Origin of the sequence: Pantoea sp. DY-17, from assembly GCF_019795975.1 — a bacterium.
Taxonomy (GTDB): Bacteria; Pseudomonadota; Gammaproteobacteria; order Enterobacterales; family Enterobacteriaceae; genus Pantoea; species Pantoea leporis.
Window position 1 is genome coordinate 109,423 of record NZ_JAIMIG010000006.1, and the last position, 18,955, is coordinate 128,377.

Consider the following 18,955-nt stretch of genomic DNA (forward strand, 5'->3'; position numbering starts at 1 on the left):
ACGATGTTAGGTAAGCACATTGACCTGAAATGAGGAGCGGAAATGAGCACGGAAACCCTGGATATCACATCATTACGGCAGCGCATCAGCGAAGGCGAATGGCAGGCGCGCATCAAACTGGCGCAGGCTTATCATCTGGCGGCGAAGCTACGCTGGACCGACCATATTTACACCCATTTTTCCCTGCGCGTACCGGGCGATCAGCCGCACTTTCTTATCAACGCTTTCGGGCAAACCTTCGATGAAATCCAGGCGGAAACGCTGGTTAAAATCGACATCGACGGCAATATTATTGACGACCCAACCGGGCTGGGAATTAACCTTGCCGGGTTTGTTATTCACAGTGCGATTCACCGCGCGCGGCCAGATGCCCATGCGGTGCTGCATACGCACACCGCGGCCGGCATTGGCGTTTCGGCGCAGCGAAACGGCCTGCTGATGATTTCGCAACACAGCACGCGTTTCCATAATCGCCTCGGCTATCACGATTACGAAGGTATCGCGCTGGATCTCGACGAGCAGCAGCGCATCGTTGCCGATCTCGGCGATCTTAACGCGCTGATCCTGCGCAATCACGGCCTGCTGACCAGCGGCGGCAGCATTGAAGAAGCTTTCTACAACCTCTATTACCTCGAGCGCGCCTGCCAGGCACAGTTGGCGGCACAATCGGGCGGCGCAGATCTGATCATTCTCCCGGACGCCGTTTCCGAGAAAGCCGCGCAGGCGTTTGATAACAGCATCCGCAATCGCAAATATCAGCTGCACTGGGATGCTTACATCCGCCAGCTCAACCGCAACGCACTCTGAGAATCTCCCCGATGAAATGGCTAAAACCGGTAGTTTCTACGCTGCTGCTGTGCGCGGCGTTTGGCAGTCAGGCCGCGCCTGATTTGAGTAAAGTCACGCTGGTGCTGGGCGATCAGGCACGCAATCTGCGTTCGCTGATCGAAGCGGCAGATGTCATGAAAGACGCGCCTTATCACTATCGCTGGGCGAATTTCCAGGGCGCGGCGCCGCTGTTTGAAGCGCAGCGTGCGGGTGCGGTCGATACCTCGTACGCTGGCGATTTGCCGGTGCTGATGGCGGCGTCGGGCGGCGTACCGCTGAAGATCATCGCCACCAACGTCGGTGACGCCGGTTCGAACGGGCTGATCGTCCCCGCTGATTCGCCGATCCACAGCGTGAAAGATCTGGCTGGCAAGCAGGTTGTCGTCTCGTCGGCGCGCGGCAGTATCTCGCAGCACTTGCTGTATGAGGCGTTGGAAGAGGCGAAAGTGCCACGTGATACGGTGCCGGTGCGTTTTGTGTTGCCAACCGACGCCAGCGCGGCGTTTAACTCCGGGCAGATTGCCGCATGGGCGACCTTCGATCCCTATTTAGGTATTGCGGAAAAGCATGGCGCGCGTCTGCTGCGTGACGGCAAAGGGCTGACAACCGCGCTGTCGTTTGTCACCGCCACGCAAAGCTCGCTCGACGATCCCGCGAAGCGCGCGGCGATTGCGGATTTCACCCATCGTCTGGCCAAAGCGCGCGAGTGGGCGCTGGCGCATCCGCAGCAGTATAACGAGGTGTATGCGCAGTTAACGCGCCTGCAACCGGCGGACGCGCAGCAGATTACTGCGCGTATTTCCCACGGTGTACGTGGCGTGACGCCGGATGATGTGGCAAAGGTGCAGAAGGTGTCGGACTTGTTTAGCGAGTTGAATATCCTGCCAAACAAAGTTGATATACAGGCGATTACCGACAACAGCGTGTTTCAAACGCAATAACGTAAAATCACGCCGCTACGACAACCTGCACTAAACCGTAGCGGCGCAATTTATTGCGCGACCTTGAGTAAAAGAGCCTTAACGCGCCCGTTTACCCGGCCGTCCATTACCCAACATAATCGCCAATCGGCTTCCGCCCGGCGTGGTTTCCATCAAAATCTTGGTCACGCTGGTGAGCGGCACCGACAGCAACATGCCGACCGGACCCAGCAGCCAGCCCCAGAAAATCAACGACAGAAACACCACCAGCGTCGAGAGTCCCAGCCCGCGCCCCATCAATCTTGGCTCCAGCATGTTGCCGAACACCATATGAATCGCGCTGAACAGCGCCGCCACCAGCATGGCGTCATAAATATCATTTAACACCAGCGCCTGAATAAATGGCGGAATACCGGCGATGATCGGGCCAATGTTGGGGATAAAATTAAGGATGAACGCCACCACGCCCCAGAACAGCGCGAACTTCACGCCGAGGAGCAGCAGCGACAGCCAAACGGCCACGCCGGTAATCAAACTCACCAGGGTTTTCAGTGCCAGATAGTGCGTCACACCTTTCAGCGCACGGTGCAGACCGGCGATGCGGATTTGTGGATTAACCATCGCATTGCGCATCTTGTACGGCAGATGACGCACTTCAAACAGCATAAACACCACGGTGAGGATCAGCAGCAGGACGTTGGTCATCGCGCCGGACAGCTGTTTTAGCACCGATGTTGCCATGTCCATCACCACGTTGGGATCGAGGCGCGCCGCCAGCGCTTCGGTAGAGATGTTGATATGAAAACGCGCGGCAAAATGTTGCACCACCGCCAGTTTCTGCTCCAGCATGGCGCGGATTTGCGGATAGGTATCGCTGAAGTCACTGGCCGAGCTGGCGAGTACAGCAATGAGTAACAGTACGACGATAAAAATCACGGTGATCACCAGCGTAATCGCCAGGCCACGTTTGACGCCGCGTCGCATCAGCATCGTGACCAGCGGATTGAGCACAATAGCTAAAAAGCTGGCGAGTAAGAAGGGCACCAGAATGTCCGAGGCGGCGCGAATGCCCGCCAGAATAATCACCAGCATCGCCAGTTTTACCAGGATGTTCTGGCCAATTTTTTCCTGAAGCAGGTTATTCATTCTCTCTCCTGAGACAAAATTTCTCAGGAGAGTGTAGTTGATGGAAATTAACCATCTGTTTTTTAAGATAAAGAGAAATTTTTACAACACGCAACATCCGTAGCTACCTGCATGAACGTCAAGCGGTAGCTGTGGAATTTTCACACCTCGGCTTACCGTGCCGACATCAATACTTATTTAAACATCGGCACAGACAAACAGCGAGCAAGGTAAGGTGTTAACTATTTAATTAAGCGATCATTCGTTCATTCCAACCATCTTTAAACTGAATATTTCCATCGACGTATTTCCACATAATAGTTTCATAACGAATCTCGACATTTTCCATATGTGTGCTTGCTATGCCTGCTGGTACGAGTGATGGAGTAATGCTGGTTATTTTTACGTTTTCAAGAACAATGTTAAAGTATTCTGTTTCAATTCCTGCCTCATTAATTCTATACATTTTTATCGTGGCTGATTTAAGTATTCTTCCCTGACACAGCGCGCGAAATAATAATGGTGTCGTCTGGTCAAATTCTTTCTGGAAAACTATTGGGGCATGGATTCTTGCTGCTGTTAACTTTCCGGTATGTCTGTCGGCTGGAACCGATATGTTATGCGTTAGAGTGCGCATTTCAATTGAGCCGAGTCGTGTAGGCATCAGGCATCCACCCGCGATAGGGGATCCGTTTTCATCTGTTAGCCATAAATGAGCTGGAGTTGACATAGTTAAGTTCCTTTTAATTTTAACGAGGGCGGTTAAACCAGACAACAAACGCAAAGGTAATGATTATCAAAGCCCCTATGGCCTGAAGTGCGTAGGGGCGAAAGTACGTTACTGCAAAAACACCGAAAGTAATAATTAAAACAAGCGGAACGTAGCCCCAAAAGAAATATGATGCCTGCGCCTTTAACCATTGTTTTAGAAAATTACGCATGCCTACTTCACCATGTTAATTATTGCGTTGGTAATGTCACTCTCAAATGCTTGAGCTTTCATAAAAGTCGGCTCGACGAGGAAATACATCATTTCGAGTCTTTGCATGTGCAGGGCTTGATAATACATCGGCGCTTGTAGCCTAAGCCTTTCAGCACTATCAGCAGCTTGTTGTACGATGCCGTATAGCCCTAGCCCGGTAACAGTTAGCGCGGCGGTCTTTCCTGTCCAGGCGACGATGGATGAGTTAAAGCCTATGCCAAGGCAAACAGCTGTTGTTATTCCAATGATAAAAGTCTGATTGTTTAGTGTGTTAGAGGAGATGATCACGCCTGCTTTTAATAAACCGGAATTGATTGCTGAAAGTTGTTCGCGTGTTTTGAATCTGAAAATTTCTTCAAAATAGATGTGAACCAGCCTATAGATAATGTCACGTCTTTTGACCACTTCGGCAATGCCATCCAGGAAGCGCAAGTCTTCTTCTTTTAGCTTTGCACATACATCTTGATAGTTATCGGTGAAGCAAGATGTGTAATACACCAAGCGTGTTGCTCCGTCGCCAATTTTACTGGCTTGCTGAAGTACCTGGTCTTTTACACCTATAAGAGCTTTTTCAAGCTGTGACGCCATCAACTCATCGGCTTTGATGCCCTTGAGTATCAAATCACTGTGATACATGCCGTTTCCTTACGGTTAGAAATCATCCCTAGTCGAAACTACAATTTACCCATTTAAAGTGTAAGGTCAATGCCGCACGGACATGGGTTTTGAAAAATGTGGATAAGATGACAGTTAAACCCACAATCACAGCTTAAATAATTTTAATCATCAAGGTCCTATTTATGCGTGATGAATCACGCCGCTACGGTATGTATGACTATTTTTCATGACGCCGCATCAGCACCGTGGCCGCCAACATCAAACTCAAACTGGCGCAAAGCGTCAGCGTGGCCATCGCCATACCTTGTCCCACCGAGCCCTGTTCGAACTGACGCCAGATAAAGATCGCCACGGTTTGCGTGCCTGCCGGAGCCAGCAGCAGCGATGTCACCAGCTCGCGCGACGCTACGGCAAACACCATCATCATCGCCGCCAGCAAGCTGGGCGCGACTAGCGGCAGCACAATCAGACGCAGCGCCTGCACACGTGATGCGCCGTGCACGCGCGCCGCCGGTTGCAGCGTGGGTGCCAGCTGGCGCAACGCGCTACTGACATAACGCACCGGCCACGGCAGCAGCAAACAGCTGTACGACAGCAGCAGAATAAACATCGTGTTATAGGGCGAAACCGGCCAGAAACCGCGGTTCCACAGCAGAATCAACCCCACGCCCACCACCACGCCGGGCATCGCCGCAGGCAGCAGCGCCAGGCCATCCATCATTGCCAGCAAACGGGTTTTCCCTTCTGATACGCGCCAGGCGATCAGAAAACCCAGCGCGCCGGTCAGCAGCGCCGCGCCGAGCGCCAGGCCAATGCTGGTGGAGAAGGCCGCCAGCGCATCGCCTTGCTGGCTGAACAGCGCGCCGAAGTGGCGTAGCGTCAGATTACTCAGATGCAATCCGCCGGAGAGCGTATTCAGTAAGCCGCTCAGGGTCATCGCGCCGAGCGGCAGCACCACCGCCAGCAGCACGGTGACAGCAAACGGCAGCAGCATTAAGATTTGTAAGCGTCCCGCATGCGCCAGTTCCTGACTCACCGGTTTGCCACCAACCGCCGTCACATCGCTGCTGCCGGTCAGTTTGCGCTGCAGCAGCCACGCCGTGAGCGCCATCAGGCTCAGCATCAGTGACAGCGACGCCGCGCCAGGCAGATCGATCGGCCAGTCGGCGATTTTGGTTTCAATACCGACGGTCATCAGCGTCAACTTCGCCTGCGCACCGAGCGCCGCAGGCACGCCGTACTCCTCAATCGCCAGCGTAAACGCCAACAGCACGCCGCCCGCCAATGCCGGTAAGGTGAGCGGCAAGGTGATGTGCCAGAAGCCGCGCCACGCCGATGCGCCATGCACGCGCGCCACCCAGGCGAGACGTTGCCCGCTGGCCAGCAGCGAACGCGACACCGCGAAATAGACCACCGGGAAGATGTTCAGCGTCATCACGCCAATCATGCCGCTGCTGCTAAACAGCAGGCTGTCGAAGTTGATGCCGGTGAGTTGTTCGATATACCCGTTGCGTTGCAGCGCCAGCGTCCATGACAGCGCCACAATATAGGGCGGCGTCAGAAAGGGGATCAGAAACAGCAGATCCCACAGCGCCGCGCCCGTCAAGCGGAACAGGCCGCGCAGTGCGCCGAGCGGCAAGCCCAGCAGCAAACTGCACAGCGCCACGCCGCCGCCGATTTTCAGCGTGCCCAGCCACATCGCTGCCAGCTGCGGATCTTCCAGCAGCGCCGGAAAAGCACTAAAAGCGCCGCGCCAACTGCCTTCACCTAAGTAGGGAAACAACGCTTGCAGCACGATAAACAGCAGCGGCAGCGCCACCAGCAGCAATAACGCCAGCAGAATCACGCCATTCAGGGCACGCGACATCGCTTATTGTCCGAACAGGGCGCCAAAGCGCTTTAGCACCGCCGATCGTTCGCTGCTGCCATCCTGATTAGTCGGCAATAACTTGATCTCGGTAAACAGCGGACGTTGCGCTTTGATATCGGTACGCGCCGGCATCAGCCAGGCTTTCGCCACTTGCTCCTGACCTTCATCTGACAGCACGTAATCAACGAACTTTTTCGCATCGTCTGGGTGCTGGCTGCTTTTCAGGATCATCATCGGACGCGGCGCGACCACGGTACCGTTTTCCGGGAAGATCACCTTCACGCTCTCGCCCTGCGCGATGTTGTTATAGGTGACGTAATCGACCGCGCCAAACACCGCCGCTTTCGCGCCTTGCAGCACCGGCGTCACCGCCTGCGCGTTGGGGCCGCTCATCACCATGCCGTTGGCTTTCAGCTGGTCAAACAGCTGCCAGGCTTTTTCGCCTTCGCTGTTTTGCAGGCCAATCAGCAGATCGAGTGACGCGCCAGACAGCGCCGGATCCGGCGTGGTGACGTTATCTTTGAAGGCGGGCGCGGTGAGATCCTGCCAGGTTTTCGGCTCTGGCGTGTTGCTTTGCGTATTCCACACGATGCCGAGCGCGGAAATGCCCTGCGCGACATAGTTGGCGGTTTTGAACTGATTCGGCACCTTCGCCGCGTTGGCGCTGTTGAACGGCAGCAGCCAGCCGCGCTGTTGCAGATCTTCGGCGGTATCCCACGAAGCCGAGATCAGCACGTCGGCCTGTGGATTGGCCTGTTCCGCTTCCAGACGCGCCATCACTTTGCCGGTGGTGGCCTGGAAAATATTCACTTTGATGCCGGTCTGTTTTTCAAATCCGGCGGCAAGACTTTTCGACAGCGAACCCGGACCGGCGGTGTATACCGTCAGCGCCTGGGCGTCGTTGATCATGATGGCGGAAGTCAACATCATCGCGCTGATGGCTCCTGTTTTAACTGACTTGAGAGATGGCATTGCAGTCCCCTGAGAGGTGAGTAACGGAAACAATCTGGCCCTGCGCCAGGTGAATGATGCGGTCGGCCAGCGTGTTGGCTTCGTCGCGATCGTGCGTAACGTAAACAGCGGTGATGCGCGCCGCGCGCAGCAAATCCGCCATGGTGTGAACCAGAGTTTCACGCAGGTCGCGGTCGAGGTTGGAGAGCGGTTCGTCGAACAGCAGAATGGCCGGTTTCGCCACCAGCGCGCGCGCCAGCGCCACGCGCTGCTGCTGGCCGCCTGAAAGCAGCGCCGGTTTGCGATCGCCAAAATCCTCAAGGCCCACCTGCGCCAGTGCGGCATCGGCCTGTTGCCGCGCGGCGGCTTTTTTCATGCCGCGCATACGCAGCGGAAAGGCGACGTTTTGCGCCACCGACATGTGCGGCCACAGCGCGTAATCCTGAAACACCATGCCAAGGTTACGTTTTTCCGGCGCATCACAGTGGCGCGGTGAGGCCACGCAGCGTTGGCCGATCCACAGTTCGCCGGCGGTGGGCTGCAACAAACCCGCCAGCAGTTTCAGCAGCGTGCTTTTGCCACAGCCGCTCGGGCCGAGCAGCGCCAGAATTTCGCCTGCGGGAATGGTCAGGGAGAGATCGTGCAGAATAGTCAGGTTATCCACCGACCATCTGAGATTTTTCAGTTCAATAGGCAGCGCGGCATGCGTCATCGGCCACCTCCCGCGAAGGCGTGAGCGTTACGCACGCGCGCCTGAGAAATCAGGGGCGTCATCAGATTGTTATCCTCTTTGGGATTTGATTGGGGGCGAGTCTACGAGCGCGATATGACGAAATGATGACCATAAAACTGGGCATTTCACTGATGCGGATAAAACCAAATGGCGTATAGTTATCCTCTTGTTATAAAAATTCCGTCACCCACGAGCGCAATCACTCATGCCTGACTCGCCTGCCGCCGCACCTGAACACGGTCGTTTTCGCCTCAATTTACTGATCCTTTCCATCGTGAAGTTCAACTTTGCCAGCTATCTCACCATCGGCTTGCCGCTGGCGGTGCTGCCCGGTTTTGTCCATGACGGACTGGGCTACAACGCCTTCTGGGCCGGATTGGTGATCAGCCTGCAATACATCGCCACGCTGCTCAGTCGCCCACACGCGGGACGCTATGCCGATCTGTGGGGGCCGAAAAAAGTGGTGGTGCTGGGGCTGGTGGGATGCTTGCTGAGCGGCATCTGTATTTTGCTGTCGGCGCTCAGCGATGGGCAGGGCGTGCTGAGCCTGGTGCTGCTGTGTCTGGGGCGCGTGATTCTCGGCATCGGACAGAGTTTTTCCGGCACCGGTACGTCGCTGTGGGGCGTGGCGCGCGTCGGTTCGCTGCATATTGGCCGGGTAATTTCGTGGAACGGCATTGTCACTTATGGCGCGATGGCGATTGGTGCGCCGCTCGGCGTGGTGATTTTCCGCAGCGGCGGCTTGCTGCTGCTTTCCAGCATCATCATTGCCATTTGTGTGCTGGCAATTGCGCTGGCGCTGCCGCGCGCATCAGTGAGAGGCAGCAAAGCCAAGCCGCTGCCGTTCCGTGACGTGCTGAGCAAGGTGTATGGTTTCGGCCTGATTCTGGCGATGGGTTCCGCCGGGTTTGGCGTGATCGCCACCTTTATCACGCTGTTTTATCAGGATAAAGGTTGGGATGGCGCCGCCTTCGCGTTGACCATGTTCAGCGCCGCGTTCGTCGGCACGCGTCTGCTGTTTCCGAATGCCATCAACAAGCTCGGTGGTTTGCGCGTGGCGAGTATCTGCTTTGCGGTAGAAGCGATAGGCTTGTTTCTGGTGGCCGGTTCATTCGACCCGTGGATGGCGAAGATGGGCGCGTTCCTCACCGGCGCGGGTTTCTCGCTGGTATTCCCGGCGATTGGCGTGGTGGCGGTGAAAGTGGTGCCGCAGCAGAATCAGGGCAGCGCGCTCGCCACCTATACCGCGTTTATGGATTTATCGCTGGGCATCACCGGCCCGATCGCCGGTTTCATCATGAGTTATGCCGGCGTGTCGCTGGTCTATTTCCTCACCGCACTGCTGGTGTGTTTAGCATTGTTTTGTACGCTGAGGATGATTAAGCGGATGCCGGAAGAGCCGATGGTGGAGGTTAAGGAGAACGCATAATTTTGCTATTGAACTCAGGCATACCCTAAATAGTTTAAGTCAGAGCAAGGCGGCAAGCGTGAGAATCCCCAGGAGCTTACGCCCGTAAGTGACTGGGGTGAGCACGGGCAGCCAACGCAGCTATGGCTTAAAATATGACGGGTATGAAAAAAAGGCCTCCGACCGAGGCCAACACTAACAAAATGTGTCATTAGACACAGATAAGGGTGCGTTTTCAGGCTTGCAGCAACTCGATGCTGTAGCGAATTTGGCGTTCAATCTCAGCGGTATTCCACGTCTCCAGCGATGAGGCAAACGGCTCAAATGCGTAAATGCCTTTATAGCCCAACATCTCCAGACGTTTCACCTGCGCCACGCTGTTCAGCACATCGCGGTCGCTGAGCATGATGCGTTCTTCATCGGTCAGTTGCGCCGTTGGGCGGGTATCTTCCACGCCGGATAAATGCACCAGACCAATATGGTTGATATCAATCTCCTGCGGGAACTCGTTTTCGGCGTTCTCATACAGGTGATGATGGAAGGTATCGAGCAGCACCTTGAACGGGACTTTTGCTTGCTGAATCAGTTGCTGCGTCTGCACCGCCGAGCGCAGCGAACTGACCGGGAAGCCCAGCGGTTCAACCAGCCCCTGAATGCCATACTTTTCAAAGCGCGGCGCCAATACCTGCAGCGCTTCCAGCGTCTGCTGGGGCGAAATCTCAATCCCTTCATTGAGCGGACACATCACCAGCGCTTTTGCGCCGATGGCCCGAGCTTCCTGTAGCAGCGCGTCGGCTTTAGCCAGCAGCGACTCATCGGCACGGTTAAACGGATAGAGCGCGTTAATCGTCACGATTTCAATATGGTATTTATCCGCTAGCGCGCGCAGCTGCGCCGCGCTGAGATCATCGGTTACCTTGCCGCTCTGCATGTCATTACGCAGTTCAACCTTGCTCAATCCCAGGCGTTGCACCAGCTGAAAGAAGGCTTCCAGCGTTAGCCTGGGCGCAATTTTACGGTTAATACAGAAACGGGTCGGATCGATGGCCATGTGCGGCTCCTGTAAACGGATACGGATTAGGTGCTGCAAAGAGAACATTTATTTCATTATTATTGAATTATGAAATATCAGATATTGGATCTGCCTCGCAAAAATTTCATATTTCGTTTCGCGTTGCATGGGGAAGCTGGATTTCAGACATAAATTCGGTGCGGGCAACGGCTTAGCGGCAGAGCGGTTTGGTGAGCCTTTAGCACCAGCAGTGCAGCGCTACGGGCTGATTGACACCCGGCTGTCAGCGCAGGCGGAAAAAATGCGATCCATGCCGCTAAAAGGAAATTTTCTAAAAAGAAGTATTTGAAAAATTCATTTCATTACGATAGCTTCATAGCACGCTTTAAGTATTGCCTGCACACGCAGCGTCGCGGTTCGAACGGGCTATCTGCAGGGAACTTCACATCTAAGAGGCAACGACATGACTATCGTAGGAAACTTTATCGGCGGCAAAATTACCCACAGCGCCAGCAATGAAACCATTCCCGTGTACGATCCGGCGACCGGCAAAGTCGTGCGTGAACTGACGCAGAGCACCGCCGCTGAAGTGGAAAAGGCGATTGAAGTCGCGCATGCCGCCTTCCCGGAATGGTCGAAAACCGCGCCGTTGCGTCGTGCCCGTGTGATGTTCAATTTTAAAGCGCTGATGGAAAAACACCGCGAAGAGCTGGCGGCACTGATCGTGTCTGAGCACGGTAAAGTGTGGTCCGATGCGCTGGGTGAACTGACGCGCGGTATCGAAGTGATCGAGTATGCCTGCGGTATTCCACATCTGATTAAAGGTGAGAACTCACCGAGCGTGGGCACCGGCGTTGACAGCTATTCGCTGATGCAGCCGGTCGGCGTTGTCGCCGGTATCACACCGTTTAACTTCCCGGCGATGGTGCCACTGTGGATGTTCCCCATCGCGCTGGCGTGCGGCAACACCTTTATCCTCAAGCCACCGGCGCTGGATCCTTCTGCATCTGTGCGCATGGCCGAACTGCTGAAAGAAGCGGGCCTGCCGGATGGCGTATTCAACGTGGTGCATTCGTCTAACGAAGATGCCGAGCAGCTGTACAAAGATCCGCGCATCGCCGCAGTCAGCTTCGTGGGTTCTTCCGGCGTAGCGGAGCACATCTATAAAACTGCCAGCGCCCACGGTAAACGCGTGCAGGCGTTTGGCGCGGCGAAAAACCACGCCATCGTGATGCCCGATGCCGATCTCGATGCCACCGTGAACGCCATTATGGGCGGCGCGTTTGGTTCAGCGGGTGAACGCTGCATGGCGCTGCCCGTTGTGGTTGCCGTGGGTGATGACACCGCAGACAAACTGATTGCGCGTCTGACGCCGCTGATCAAAGCGCTGCGCGTCGGTCCTGGCATCCAGAAAGGTGCCGAAGAGAATGAAATGGGGCCGGTGGTTTCTGCTGCGCACCAGAAGAAAGTGCTGGGCTACATCGACAAAGGTGAGCAGGAAGGCGCGAAGCTGGTGGTTGATGGCCGCAGCATACGGGTTGCTGGCCATGCAGAAGGTTACTACGTTGGCGGCACGCTGTTCGACAATGTGACGTCGGATATGACTATCTGGCGCGAAGAGATCTTTGGGCCGGTGCTGAGCATCATGCGTTCCAGCGATTACGACAGCGCACTGCAGCTGGTTAACAGCCACGAATTCGGTAACGGTAGCGCCATCTTCACCAGCAACGGCCACACCGCGCGTGAGTTCGTGCAAAACGTCGAAGCTGGCATGGTTGGCGTTAACGTGCCGGTTCCGGTTCCGATGGCGTTCCACAGCTTCGGCGGCTGGAAGCGTTCGGTATTTGGTGCGCTGAACGTGCACGGTCCAGACGGCGTGCGTTTCTACACCCGCATGAAAACCGCCACCGTGCGTTGGCCGAGCGGCCAGCAGACCGTATCTGAGTTCAGCATGCCGACGCTGGGCTAATTTCGCTCAACAAGGAGGAACAGGATGTCTCTGATTTCGAAAGCGCAAAAACCCGACAGTAACGGCCGCATCCAGCACGTCACGCCGGAAAGCGCGGGCTGGGAATATGTCGGCTTCGACGCTTATCTGCTGAAAAAAGGGCAGAGCCTGAAGCTGAGTAGCGGCGACAAAGAGTTGTGTCTGGTGCTGGTAGCGGGCTTTGCATCGGTGAAAACCCGCCATGCGGAGTTCCCAAATCTCGGCAAGCGTCTGTCGCCGTTTGAACGCATTCCACCTTATTCGGTGTATGTGCCGCATAACGATGAAGTGGAAGTGTATGCGGATAGCGACCTTGAGCTGGCGGTGTGTAATGCACCGAGCAGCGGCAACCTGCCGGCGCGACTGATTGCGCCGGAAGACGTTGGTGTTGAGCAGCGTGGTAAAGGGCGTAATCAGCGTCTGGTGCACAACATTCTGCCGGACAATAAAGAGGCCGACAGCCTGCTGGTGGTGGAAGTCTACACCGACGAAGGCGCGACCAGTTCGTACCCCAGCCACAAGCACGACCAGAAAAACAGCCCGGACGAAACCTATCTGGAAGAGACCTACTATCACCGTTTCGATCCTGAGCCAGGTTTCGCCATGCAGCGCGTGTATACCGACGACCGTTCACTCGACGAGTGCATGGCGCCGTATAACCGCGATGTGGTGACGGTGCCGCGTGGCTATCATCCGGTGGCAACCATTGCCGGGTACGATAACTACTATCTCAACGTGATGGCGGGTCCAAAACGTCTGTGGAAATTTACCTGGGAGAAGGATCACGCCTGGGTGAACAGCGACCAGTATCCGCGTTCGTAGATTGCACATCAATGTAAGAAGGGCAGCCAGGTGGCTGCCCTTTTTTGTTAGCTGGTCGACTCTGCGAAGAGATTATTCGCTGGGCACGTTGTTGTTCAGCGCCAGCGACACGGCGAGCGTCTGTGCCAGACACAGCGAGGCGACCTGCGAACGGAAGCCATCCACTTGCGCTTCACGCACCACAAAGCACACATCGCTGAAGGCGGCCAGCGGGCTGACCTGGCTGTCGGTGATGGCAATCAGATGCGCGCCACGTTTGGCACCCAACTCAACCAACTCCACCGCTTCACGCGCGTATGGCGAATAGCTGATGGCGATCACCACGTCTTTCGGGTTCACCATGCTCAGCTGCTCGGTGAACATGCCGCCGAGGCCGTCGATCAGGAACGCACGACGCTCCAGATGGCGCAGCGCATACACCAGATACGATGCCACGCTGAATGAGCGACGCAGGCCGATGATGTAGATGTTCTCGGCTTCATCGAGCATTTTCACCGCGCGGTTGAGCTGGTCCGGATTCACCTGCATCGCCAGCTGTTGCAGCGCCTGGCTATTCACCATGGTGAAGACATTGAGAATTTCGGCCGGGCTCTCAGGTGAAGTGGCGCTGTCGTCAGTGGCGGTCTGGCGGAACAGACGTGCGCGCTCGGTATAGTTAACGGTTTCTTCCATCAGGTGCTGACGGAAAACCTGTTTCATTTCGTTGAAGCCGCTGAAGCCAAAGGCGTTGGCAAAGCGGATCAGCGTCGAGGGCGGCACATCGGCATGTTGTGCGATGGAAGCAACGGTATCGAAAGCGATGCTGTTACTGTTATCAAGGATATAACGAGCCACCTGCTTCAGGCGTTTGCTCAGCGTCTCATAGCGACGACGGATCTCGTCCTGTAACAAGGTTAATTGCGTTGGATTATTGGTCATTACTTCGGCCCGCTAGAAAAGAAAATATGGCTGGATAATGAGCGCTATAGTACCAGATGGATGGAAAATTTCATTTGTTTGACATCATCGTGACGCTTATTTCATCGGTTTATGAAATGCCTCACAGAATATGCAGGTTTTCCCCTCACCCTAACCCTCTCCCGCAAGCGGGCGAGGGAACCGTCTTGTGCGGTACACCGGATCGCGTTCAATACTCAACAATTGCTGGATCGGTCCCTTCTCCCGCTGGCGGGAGAAGGCGAGGATGAGGGCCAGCGAGCACAATCAAAAAAGCGGCCAATTGGCCGCTTTTTCCCAGCTAACTTCGCACTTAACCGCGCACAGCGCGCCAGTAGCCGATCAACCGCAGGTAATTCCCTTTCACCGTCTCAACCAGCGCTGTATCATCCAGCTCGCCTTGCAGCCACTGGCGTGACGGCTGGCCGAAGATGGTGCGGCCTACCGCGAAACCCTTCACCCACGGCGCTTGCGCTGCGGCGGCGAAACCGGCTTTCAGCGTCTCTTCCGGGGCATCGAGGCCCAGCAGCAGAATGCCGCGGCAGTGCGGATCGTTCTGCTCGATCAACCCGCTGATTGCCTGCCAGCTTTCGGCAGACAGCGGCGGCAGTTTCCACCAGTCTGGCTGAATGCCAAGGCTGTAGAAGTGGCTCAGCATGTCGTAATAGTAGGATTCGTTACGGTCCGGATTGCTCTCCGGCAGAATCAGCTCCAGCAGCAGTTCGTGCCCGCTCTTGTTACAGCCATTCCACACATCGAGCACCAGCTCATCCTGCTCTTTACGCAGTTCCGCGCTGTCGTGCGGATGGTAGAACACCAGACATTTCACCACGTGCTCGGCTGGCCAGTCGACCAGCTGTGAGCCGATGTTGCCGTGCTCAAGACGCAGCGGACGTGAACTTGGCAGCTCAATTGGACGCCCAATCCACCAGTTTTTACCGGTAATCGCGTTCAGCGCTTTCTGGCCGTAAGTGGTATCCGCGAGGATGCCGCTCTTTTCATTCAGGCCGGCTTCATTGGCCGCTTCTTCTGCGGCACGCAGCAGCAGCAGTTTCAATTCTGGGATGCGCGCTTCGCTGACGCCCGCTTCGCGTGCCATATCAGCCAGCTGTTTGCGATGGTCGAAGGCGAACACATTCAGCTCTGGCCACTGCTGTTTACGCGTGGTGACGCGATGCAGGTGATTAAGACGTACATCAAGATCCGGACGTTTCACCTCTTTATCGCGGCTAAGGAAATCGTCCAGCTCTTCTTTGGTCGGCATCGCCGGTGCACAGCCGTGGCGCGAAACCACCAGCGCGCCACAGGCGTTCGCGTAACGGCACGCTTGCTCCCAGCTTTCATCATTCAACCAGCCGCGCAGCAGGCCAGACATAAAGGCATCGCCCGCACCCAGCACGTTCAGCACTTCAACGCGCACGCCGCTCTGCAGTTTGGTCTGTTCCCAACTATCCGGGATCTCGCCCTCAAACACCACGCAACCCAGCGGACCGCGTTTGCACACTAATGTGGCCTGGCTCGATTGACGCACATTTTTCAGCGCGGTCAGCGTATCGGTGCTGCCACCGGCGATATGGAACTCTTCTTCCGTTCCGACCACCAAATCGAAATAGTGCAGCACTTCCTGCAGCTGTTGCGTCACTTCGCCCGATTCAATGAAACGCGTTTCGCCGTCGCCGAGTGAGGTCAATCCCCACAGTACCGGACGATAATCGATATCCAGCGCGGTGCGCAGGCCGTTGCGTTTGGCGATATCCAGCGCTTTCAGTACGGCGGCGCGGGTTTGCGGATGCGAAAGGTGCGTGCCGGTGACGGCGACCGCGCGTGAAGAGGTGATGAAATCTTCGTTAATATCTTCCGGCACCAGCCCCATATCGGCGCAGTTGTCGCGGTAGAAGATCAGCGGGAAGCTCTCTTCATCTTTGATCCCAAGGATCACCAGCCCGGTCAGGCGCTGCTTATCGGTAATCAGGCCATCGGTATTGCAGCCCGCACGTTGCAGCTCTTCACGCAAAAAGCGGCCGTTATGCTCGTCACCTACGCGCGCCAGCATCGCCGATTTCAGGCCCTGGATCGCCGTACCGTAGGCCACGTTGCCGGAAGACCCGCCGAGATATTTGTTGAAGCTGGTCATATCTTCCAGGCGTGATCCAATTTGCTGACCGTAGAGGTCGACGGCGATGCGTCCGATACAAATCACATCAAGCCGCTTCTGTTGTGTACTCATACCTATTGTTTCCTTCTGTGATAAGCAGACACTGCGGGCGCTGCCGCCCAACGTCGAGCGCTTTGCTTCCGGGTTCTCAAGGTGCCTGATTGGCTTTGGTCGCAGTATGAGGAATAAAAATTCCAAATTCAATATGAAATGAAACATCCATCACGATTTTGTGAGCCAGGTAAAACTCTGACCAGGCCGCAAAGCGGCGTTGGAATCGTCGGGAGTTTCAGTGATAGTCAGGCTTGTGAGCCAGGTCTCAGGAAAGTGCTGGCGAATCAAGGAAGCTACTGAAGTGAAATGAAATTTCGTTATGACCTGCAAATGACCTGTTACTGTTCCACTTTTCCCCCTTTCGCGGCTTGCGCAGCCCACGTTTCATTGCTGAATTTGATCTCCATCGCAAAATGAAATGTTTCTTCTGTAATCGTGTTTAATGAAAAAAATATTTGTTTATAATCGCCTCACGTTTCACTTAATCCGCGGGCGCCGTGAACGGCAGTTTTTACCCGAACCGCGATGTACCTCGCCGCAGGTACCAGCATGTAAAGGAAGAAGCATATGGGCACAATCAGACTCACCACGGCACAGGCGCTTGTAAAATTTCTTGATAACCAATACCTGAACGTTGACGGCGTTGAAACCAAATTTGTGAAAGGCATTTTTGCCATTTTCGGTCACGGCAACGTGCTGGGATTGGGACAGGCGCTGGAGCAGGACAGCGGCGATCTGGTGGTGCATCAGGGCCGTAACGAGCAGGGCATGGCGCACGCCGCCATTGGCTTTGCCAAGCAGTCGCTGCGTCGTCAGATTATCGCCTGTACCTCATCGGTCGGTCCCGGCGCGGCCAACATGATTACCGCTGCTGCCACCGCGACCGCCAACCGCATTCCTTTACTGCTGCTGCCGGGCGATGTGTTCGCCACGCGCCAACCGGATCCGGTATTGCAGCAGATCGAACAGAGCCACGATCTCAGCATCAGCACCAATGACGCGTTCCGCGCGGTGAGCAAATACTGGGATCGCGTCAGCCGCCCGGAACAGCTGATGACTGCCTGCATCAACGCCTTGCGCGTGTTGACCGATCCGGCAGAAACCGGCGCGGTGACGATTGCGCTGCCGCAGGACGTGCAGGGCGAAGCCTGGGACTTCCCGGAATACTTTTTCCAGAAACGTGTGCATCGTCTGGATCGCCGCTTGCCAACGGCCGCGCAATTAGAAGATGCGCTGGCGCTGATTGCGCGCAAACACAAGCCGCTGATCATTGTCGGCGGCGGCCTGAAATATTCCGACGCCGGTGATGCGCTGCTGAAATTTGCCGAGCGCTTCAACATTCCGTTTGCCGAAACTCAGGCCGGTAAAGGCACCATCGTTTCCGATCACCCGCTCAATGTCGGCGGCGTGGGCGAAACCGGCTGCCTGGCGGCCAACCTGCTGGCGAAAGAGGCCGATCTGGTGATTGGTATCGGTACGCGTTACACCGACTTCACCACCGCGTCGAAATGGATTTTCCAGAATCCGGACGTCAGCTATCTGAACCTCAACGTCAGCAACTTCGACAGCTACAAGCTGGATGCGGTGCAGCTGCTGGCGGATGCGCGTGAAGGTTTAACCGCGCTGGAAAGCGGGCTGCAAGGTTTCGAAAACCATTGGGGCGGCCAGATTGAGCTGTCGCAAAGCAAGCTGTTGAAAGAGACGCAGCGCGTCTATGCCGCCACCTATAACACCGACGATTTCATTCCGGAAATCGCCGACCACGCCGATCGCGAAGCGCTGTTTGCCGAGTTTGAGCGCCTGACGAAATCGGTGCTGACGCAGAGCAGCGTGCTGGGCACCTTAAACGAGCAGCTCCCAAAGGATGCGGTGATCGTCGCGGCAGCGGGCAGTCTGCCGGGCGACCTGCAGCGCGTGTGGCGCACCAAAGATTACAACTCGTACCACGTTGAGTACGGCTACTCCTGTATGGGTTATGAAGTGAATGCCGCGCTGGGCGTAAAGCTGGCGCAGCCGCAGCGTGAAGTCTACGTCATGGTTGGCGACGGTTCGTTCATGATGCTGCACTCCGAGCTGGTCACGTCGATTCAGGAAGGGGCGAAAATCAACGTGGTGCTGCTGGATAACATGACCAACGGTTGTATCAACAACCTGCAGATGGAACACGGCATGGACAGCTTCACCACCGAGTTCCGCTTCCGTAATCCGGAAGGCGGCAAGCTGGATGGCGGCTTTGTGCCGGTGGACTTCGCGGCGATCGCCGGCGGTTACGGCTGCAAAACCTACCGCATTACCACGCTGGAACAGCTGGAAGCCGCGTTGATCGACGCGCAGAAGCAGACCGTTTCCGTGCTGTTCGACATCAAAGTGCTGCCAAAAACCATGGTGCACAAATACTTCAGCTGGTGGCACGTCGGCGTGGCGCAAACCTCTACGTCAACGCGCACGCAAGAAGTGGCCGACAACCTTAACGTGCATATCGAACAAGCCCGTAAGTATTAAAACCTCTTTTAGGCCGGAGCTCTCCGGCCTTGTTTTACCCTAACTTATCCGA

15 protein-coding genes are annotated in these 18,955 nt (G+C 55.8%); 6 read left to right on the forward strand and 9 right to left on the reverse strand.

What is annotated here, in order from left to right; translation table 11 throughout:
* The first annotated feature begins 42 nt into the window (after positions 1 to 42).
* Positions 43 to 807 carry a class II aldolase/adducin family protein gene (locus K5Y33_RS21405; RefSeq protein ID WP_137386681.1) on the forward strand — a complete coding sequence of 255 codons (765 nt, stop codon included), beginning with the start codon at positions 43 to 45 and terminating at the stop codon, positions 805 to 807.
* Positions 808 to 818: 11 nt separating this feature from the next.
* A complete protein-coding gene (locus tag K5Y33_RS21410; RefSeq protein WP_222235065.1) occupies positions 819 to 1,769 on the forward strand; it encodes an ABC transporter substrate-binding protein in 951 nt (316 codons plus the stop codon).
* Positions 1,770 to 1,847: 78 nt separating this feature from the next.
* Here the strand turns inward: K5Y33_RS21410 and K5Y33_RS21415 are convergent, their stop codons facing one another.
* From K5Y33_RS21415 to K5Y33_RS21440, 6 genes are all read right to left on the reverse strand, one after another.
* On the reverse strand, positions 1,848 to 2,894 hold the full coding sequence (locus K5Y33_RS21415) for an AI-2E family transporter (RefSeq protein WP_101762704.1): 1,047 nt from the start codon (positions 2,892 to 2,894) through the stop codon (positions 1,848 to 1,850).
* A gap of 229 nt (positions 2,895 to 3,123) precedes the next feature.
* Positions 3,124 to 3,603: a type VI secretion system tube protein TssD gene (locus tag K5Y33_RS21420; RefSeq protein ID WP_101762703.1), complete on the reverse strand. Its 480-nt coding sequence runs from the start codon at positions 3,601 to 3,603 to the stop codon at positions 3,124 to 3,126.
* Between the two features lie 213 nt (positions 3,604 to 3,816).
* A complete protein-coding gene (locus K5Y33_RS21425; RefSeq protein ID WP_110867645.1) occupies positions 3,817 to 4,491 on the reverse strand; it encodes a hypothetical protein in 675 nt (224 codons plus the stop codon).
* Positions 4,492 to 4,690: 199 nt separating this feature from the next.
* A complete protein-coding gene (locus K5Y33_RS21430) occupies positions 4,691 to 6,340 on the reverse strand; it encodes an iron ABC transporter permease (protein WP_222235066.1) in 1,650 nt (549 codons plus the stop codon).
* Positions 6,341 to 6,343: 3 nt separating this feature from the next.
* A complete protein-coding gene (locus K5Y33_RS21435) occupies positions 6,344 to 7,315 on the reverse strand; it encodes an ABC transporter substrate-binding protein (RefSeq protein WP_222235067.1) in 972 nt (323 codons plus the stop codon).
* On the reverse strand, positions 7,293 to 8,006 hold the full coding sequence (locus tag K5Y33_RS21440; RefSeq protein WP_101762698.1) for an ABC transporter ATP-binding protein: 714 nt from the start codon (positions 8,004 to 8,006) through the stop codon (positions 7,293 to 7,295). Before K5Y33_RS21440 ends, K5Y33_RS21435 begins: the two co-directional genes overlap by 23 nt.
* A gap of 226 nt (positions 8,007 to 8,232) precedes the next feature.
* Here K5Y33_RS21440 and K5Y33_RS21445 point away from each other — a divergent pair, with 226 nt between their 5' ends.
* The gene (locus K5Y33_RS21445) at positions 8,233 to 9,456 is read left to right on the forward strand and encodes an MFS transporter (protein ID WP_222235068.1); all 1,224 of its coding nucleotides are present in this window, start codon (positions 8,233 to 8,235) and stop codon (positions 9,454 to 9,456) included.
* Positions 9,457 to 9,670: 214 nt separating this feature from the next.
* Here the strand turns inward: K5Y33_RS21445 and K5Y33_RS21450 are convergent, their stop codons facing one another.
* A complete protein-coding gene (locus K5Y33_RS21450) occupies positions 9,671 to 10,486 on the reverse strand; it encodes a TIM barrel protein (RefSeq protein ID WP_222235069.1) in 816 nt (271 codons plus the stop codon).
* A gap of 424 nt (positions 10,487 to 10,910) precedes the next feature.
* Here K5Y33_RS21450 and K5Y33_RS21455 point away from each other — a divergent pair, with 424 nt between their 5' ends.
* Entirely contained in the window at positions 10,911 to 12,416 is a 1,506-nt protein-coding gene (locus tag K5Y33_RS21455; protein WP_222235070.1) for a CoA-acylating methylmalonate-semialdehyde dehydrogenase, read from the forward strand.
* A 24-nt stretch (positions 12,417 to 12,440) separates the two neighbouring features.
* Entirely contained in the window at positions 12,441 to 13,256 is an 816-nt protein-coding gene (gene iolB / locus K5Y33_RS21460) for a 5-deoxy-glucuronate isomerase (RefSeq protein ID WP_222235071.1), read from the forward strand.
* Between the two features lie 72 nt (positions 13,257 to 13,328).
* On the opposite strand, the gene K5Y33_RS21465 is transcribed toward iolB, so the two are convergent.
* Together K5Y33_RS21465 and iolC are read right to left on the reverse strand one after the other, a co-directional pair.
* Positions 13,329 to 14,174 carry a MurR/RpiR family transcriptional regulator gene (locus K5Y33_RS21465; RefSeq protein WP_101762694.1) on the reverse strand — a complete coding sequence of 282 codons (846 nt, stop codon included), beginning with the start codon at positions 14,172 to 14,174 and terminating at the stop codon, positions 13,329 to 13,331.
* Between the two features lie 331 nt (positions 14,175 to 14,505).
* Entirely contained in the window at positions 14,506 to 16,419 is a 1,914-nt protein-coding gene (gene iolC / locus K5Y33_RS21470) for a 5-dehydro-2-deoxygluconokinase (RefSeq protein WP_101762693.1), read from the reverse strand.
* Between the two features lie 549 nt (positions 16,420 to 16,968).
* On the opposite strand from iolC, the gene iolD reads away from it, so the two are divergent.
* Positions 16,969 to 18,903 carry a 3D-(3,5/4)-trihydroxycyclohexane-1,2-dione acylhydrolase (decyclizing) gene (gene iolD, locus K5Y33_RS21475; RefSeq protein ID WP_192236966.1) on the forward strand — a complete coding sequence of 645 codons (1,935 nt, stop codon included), beginning with the start codon at positions 16,969 to 16,971 and terminating at the stop codon, positions 18,901 to 18,903.
* Positions 18,904 to 18,955 lie beyond the last annotated feature (52 nt).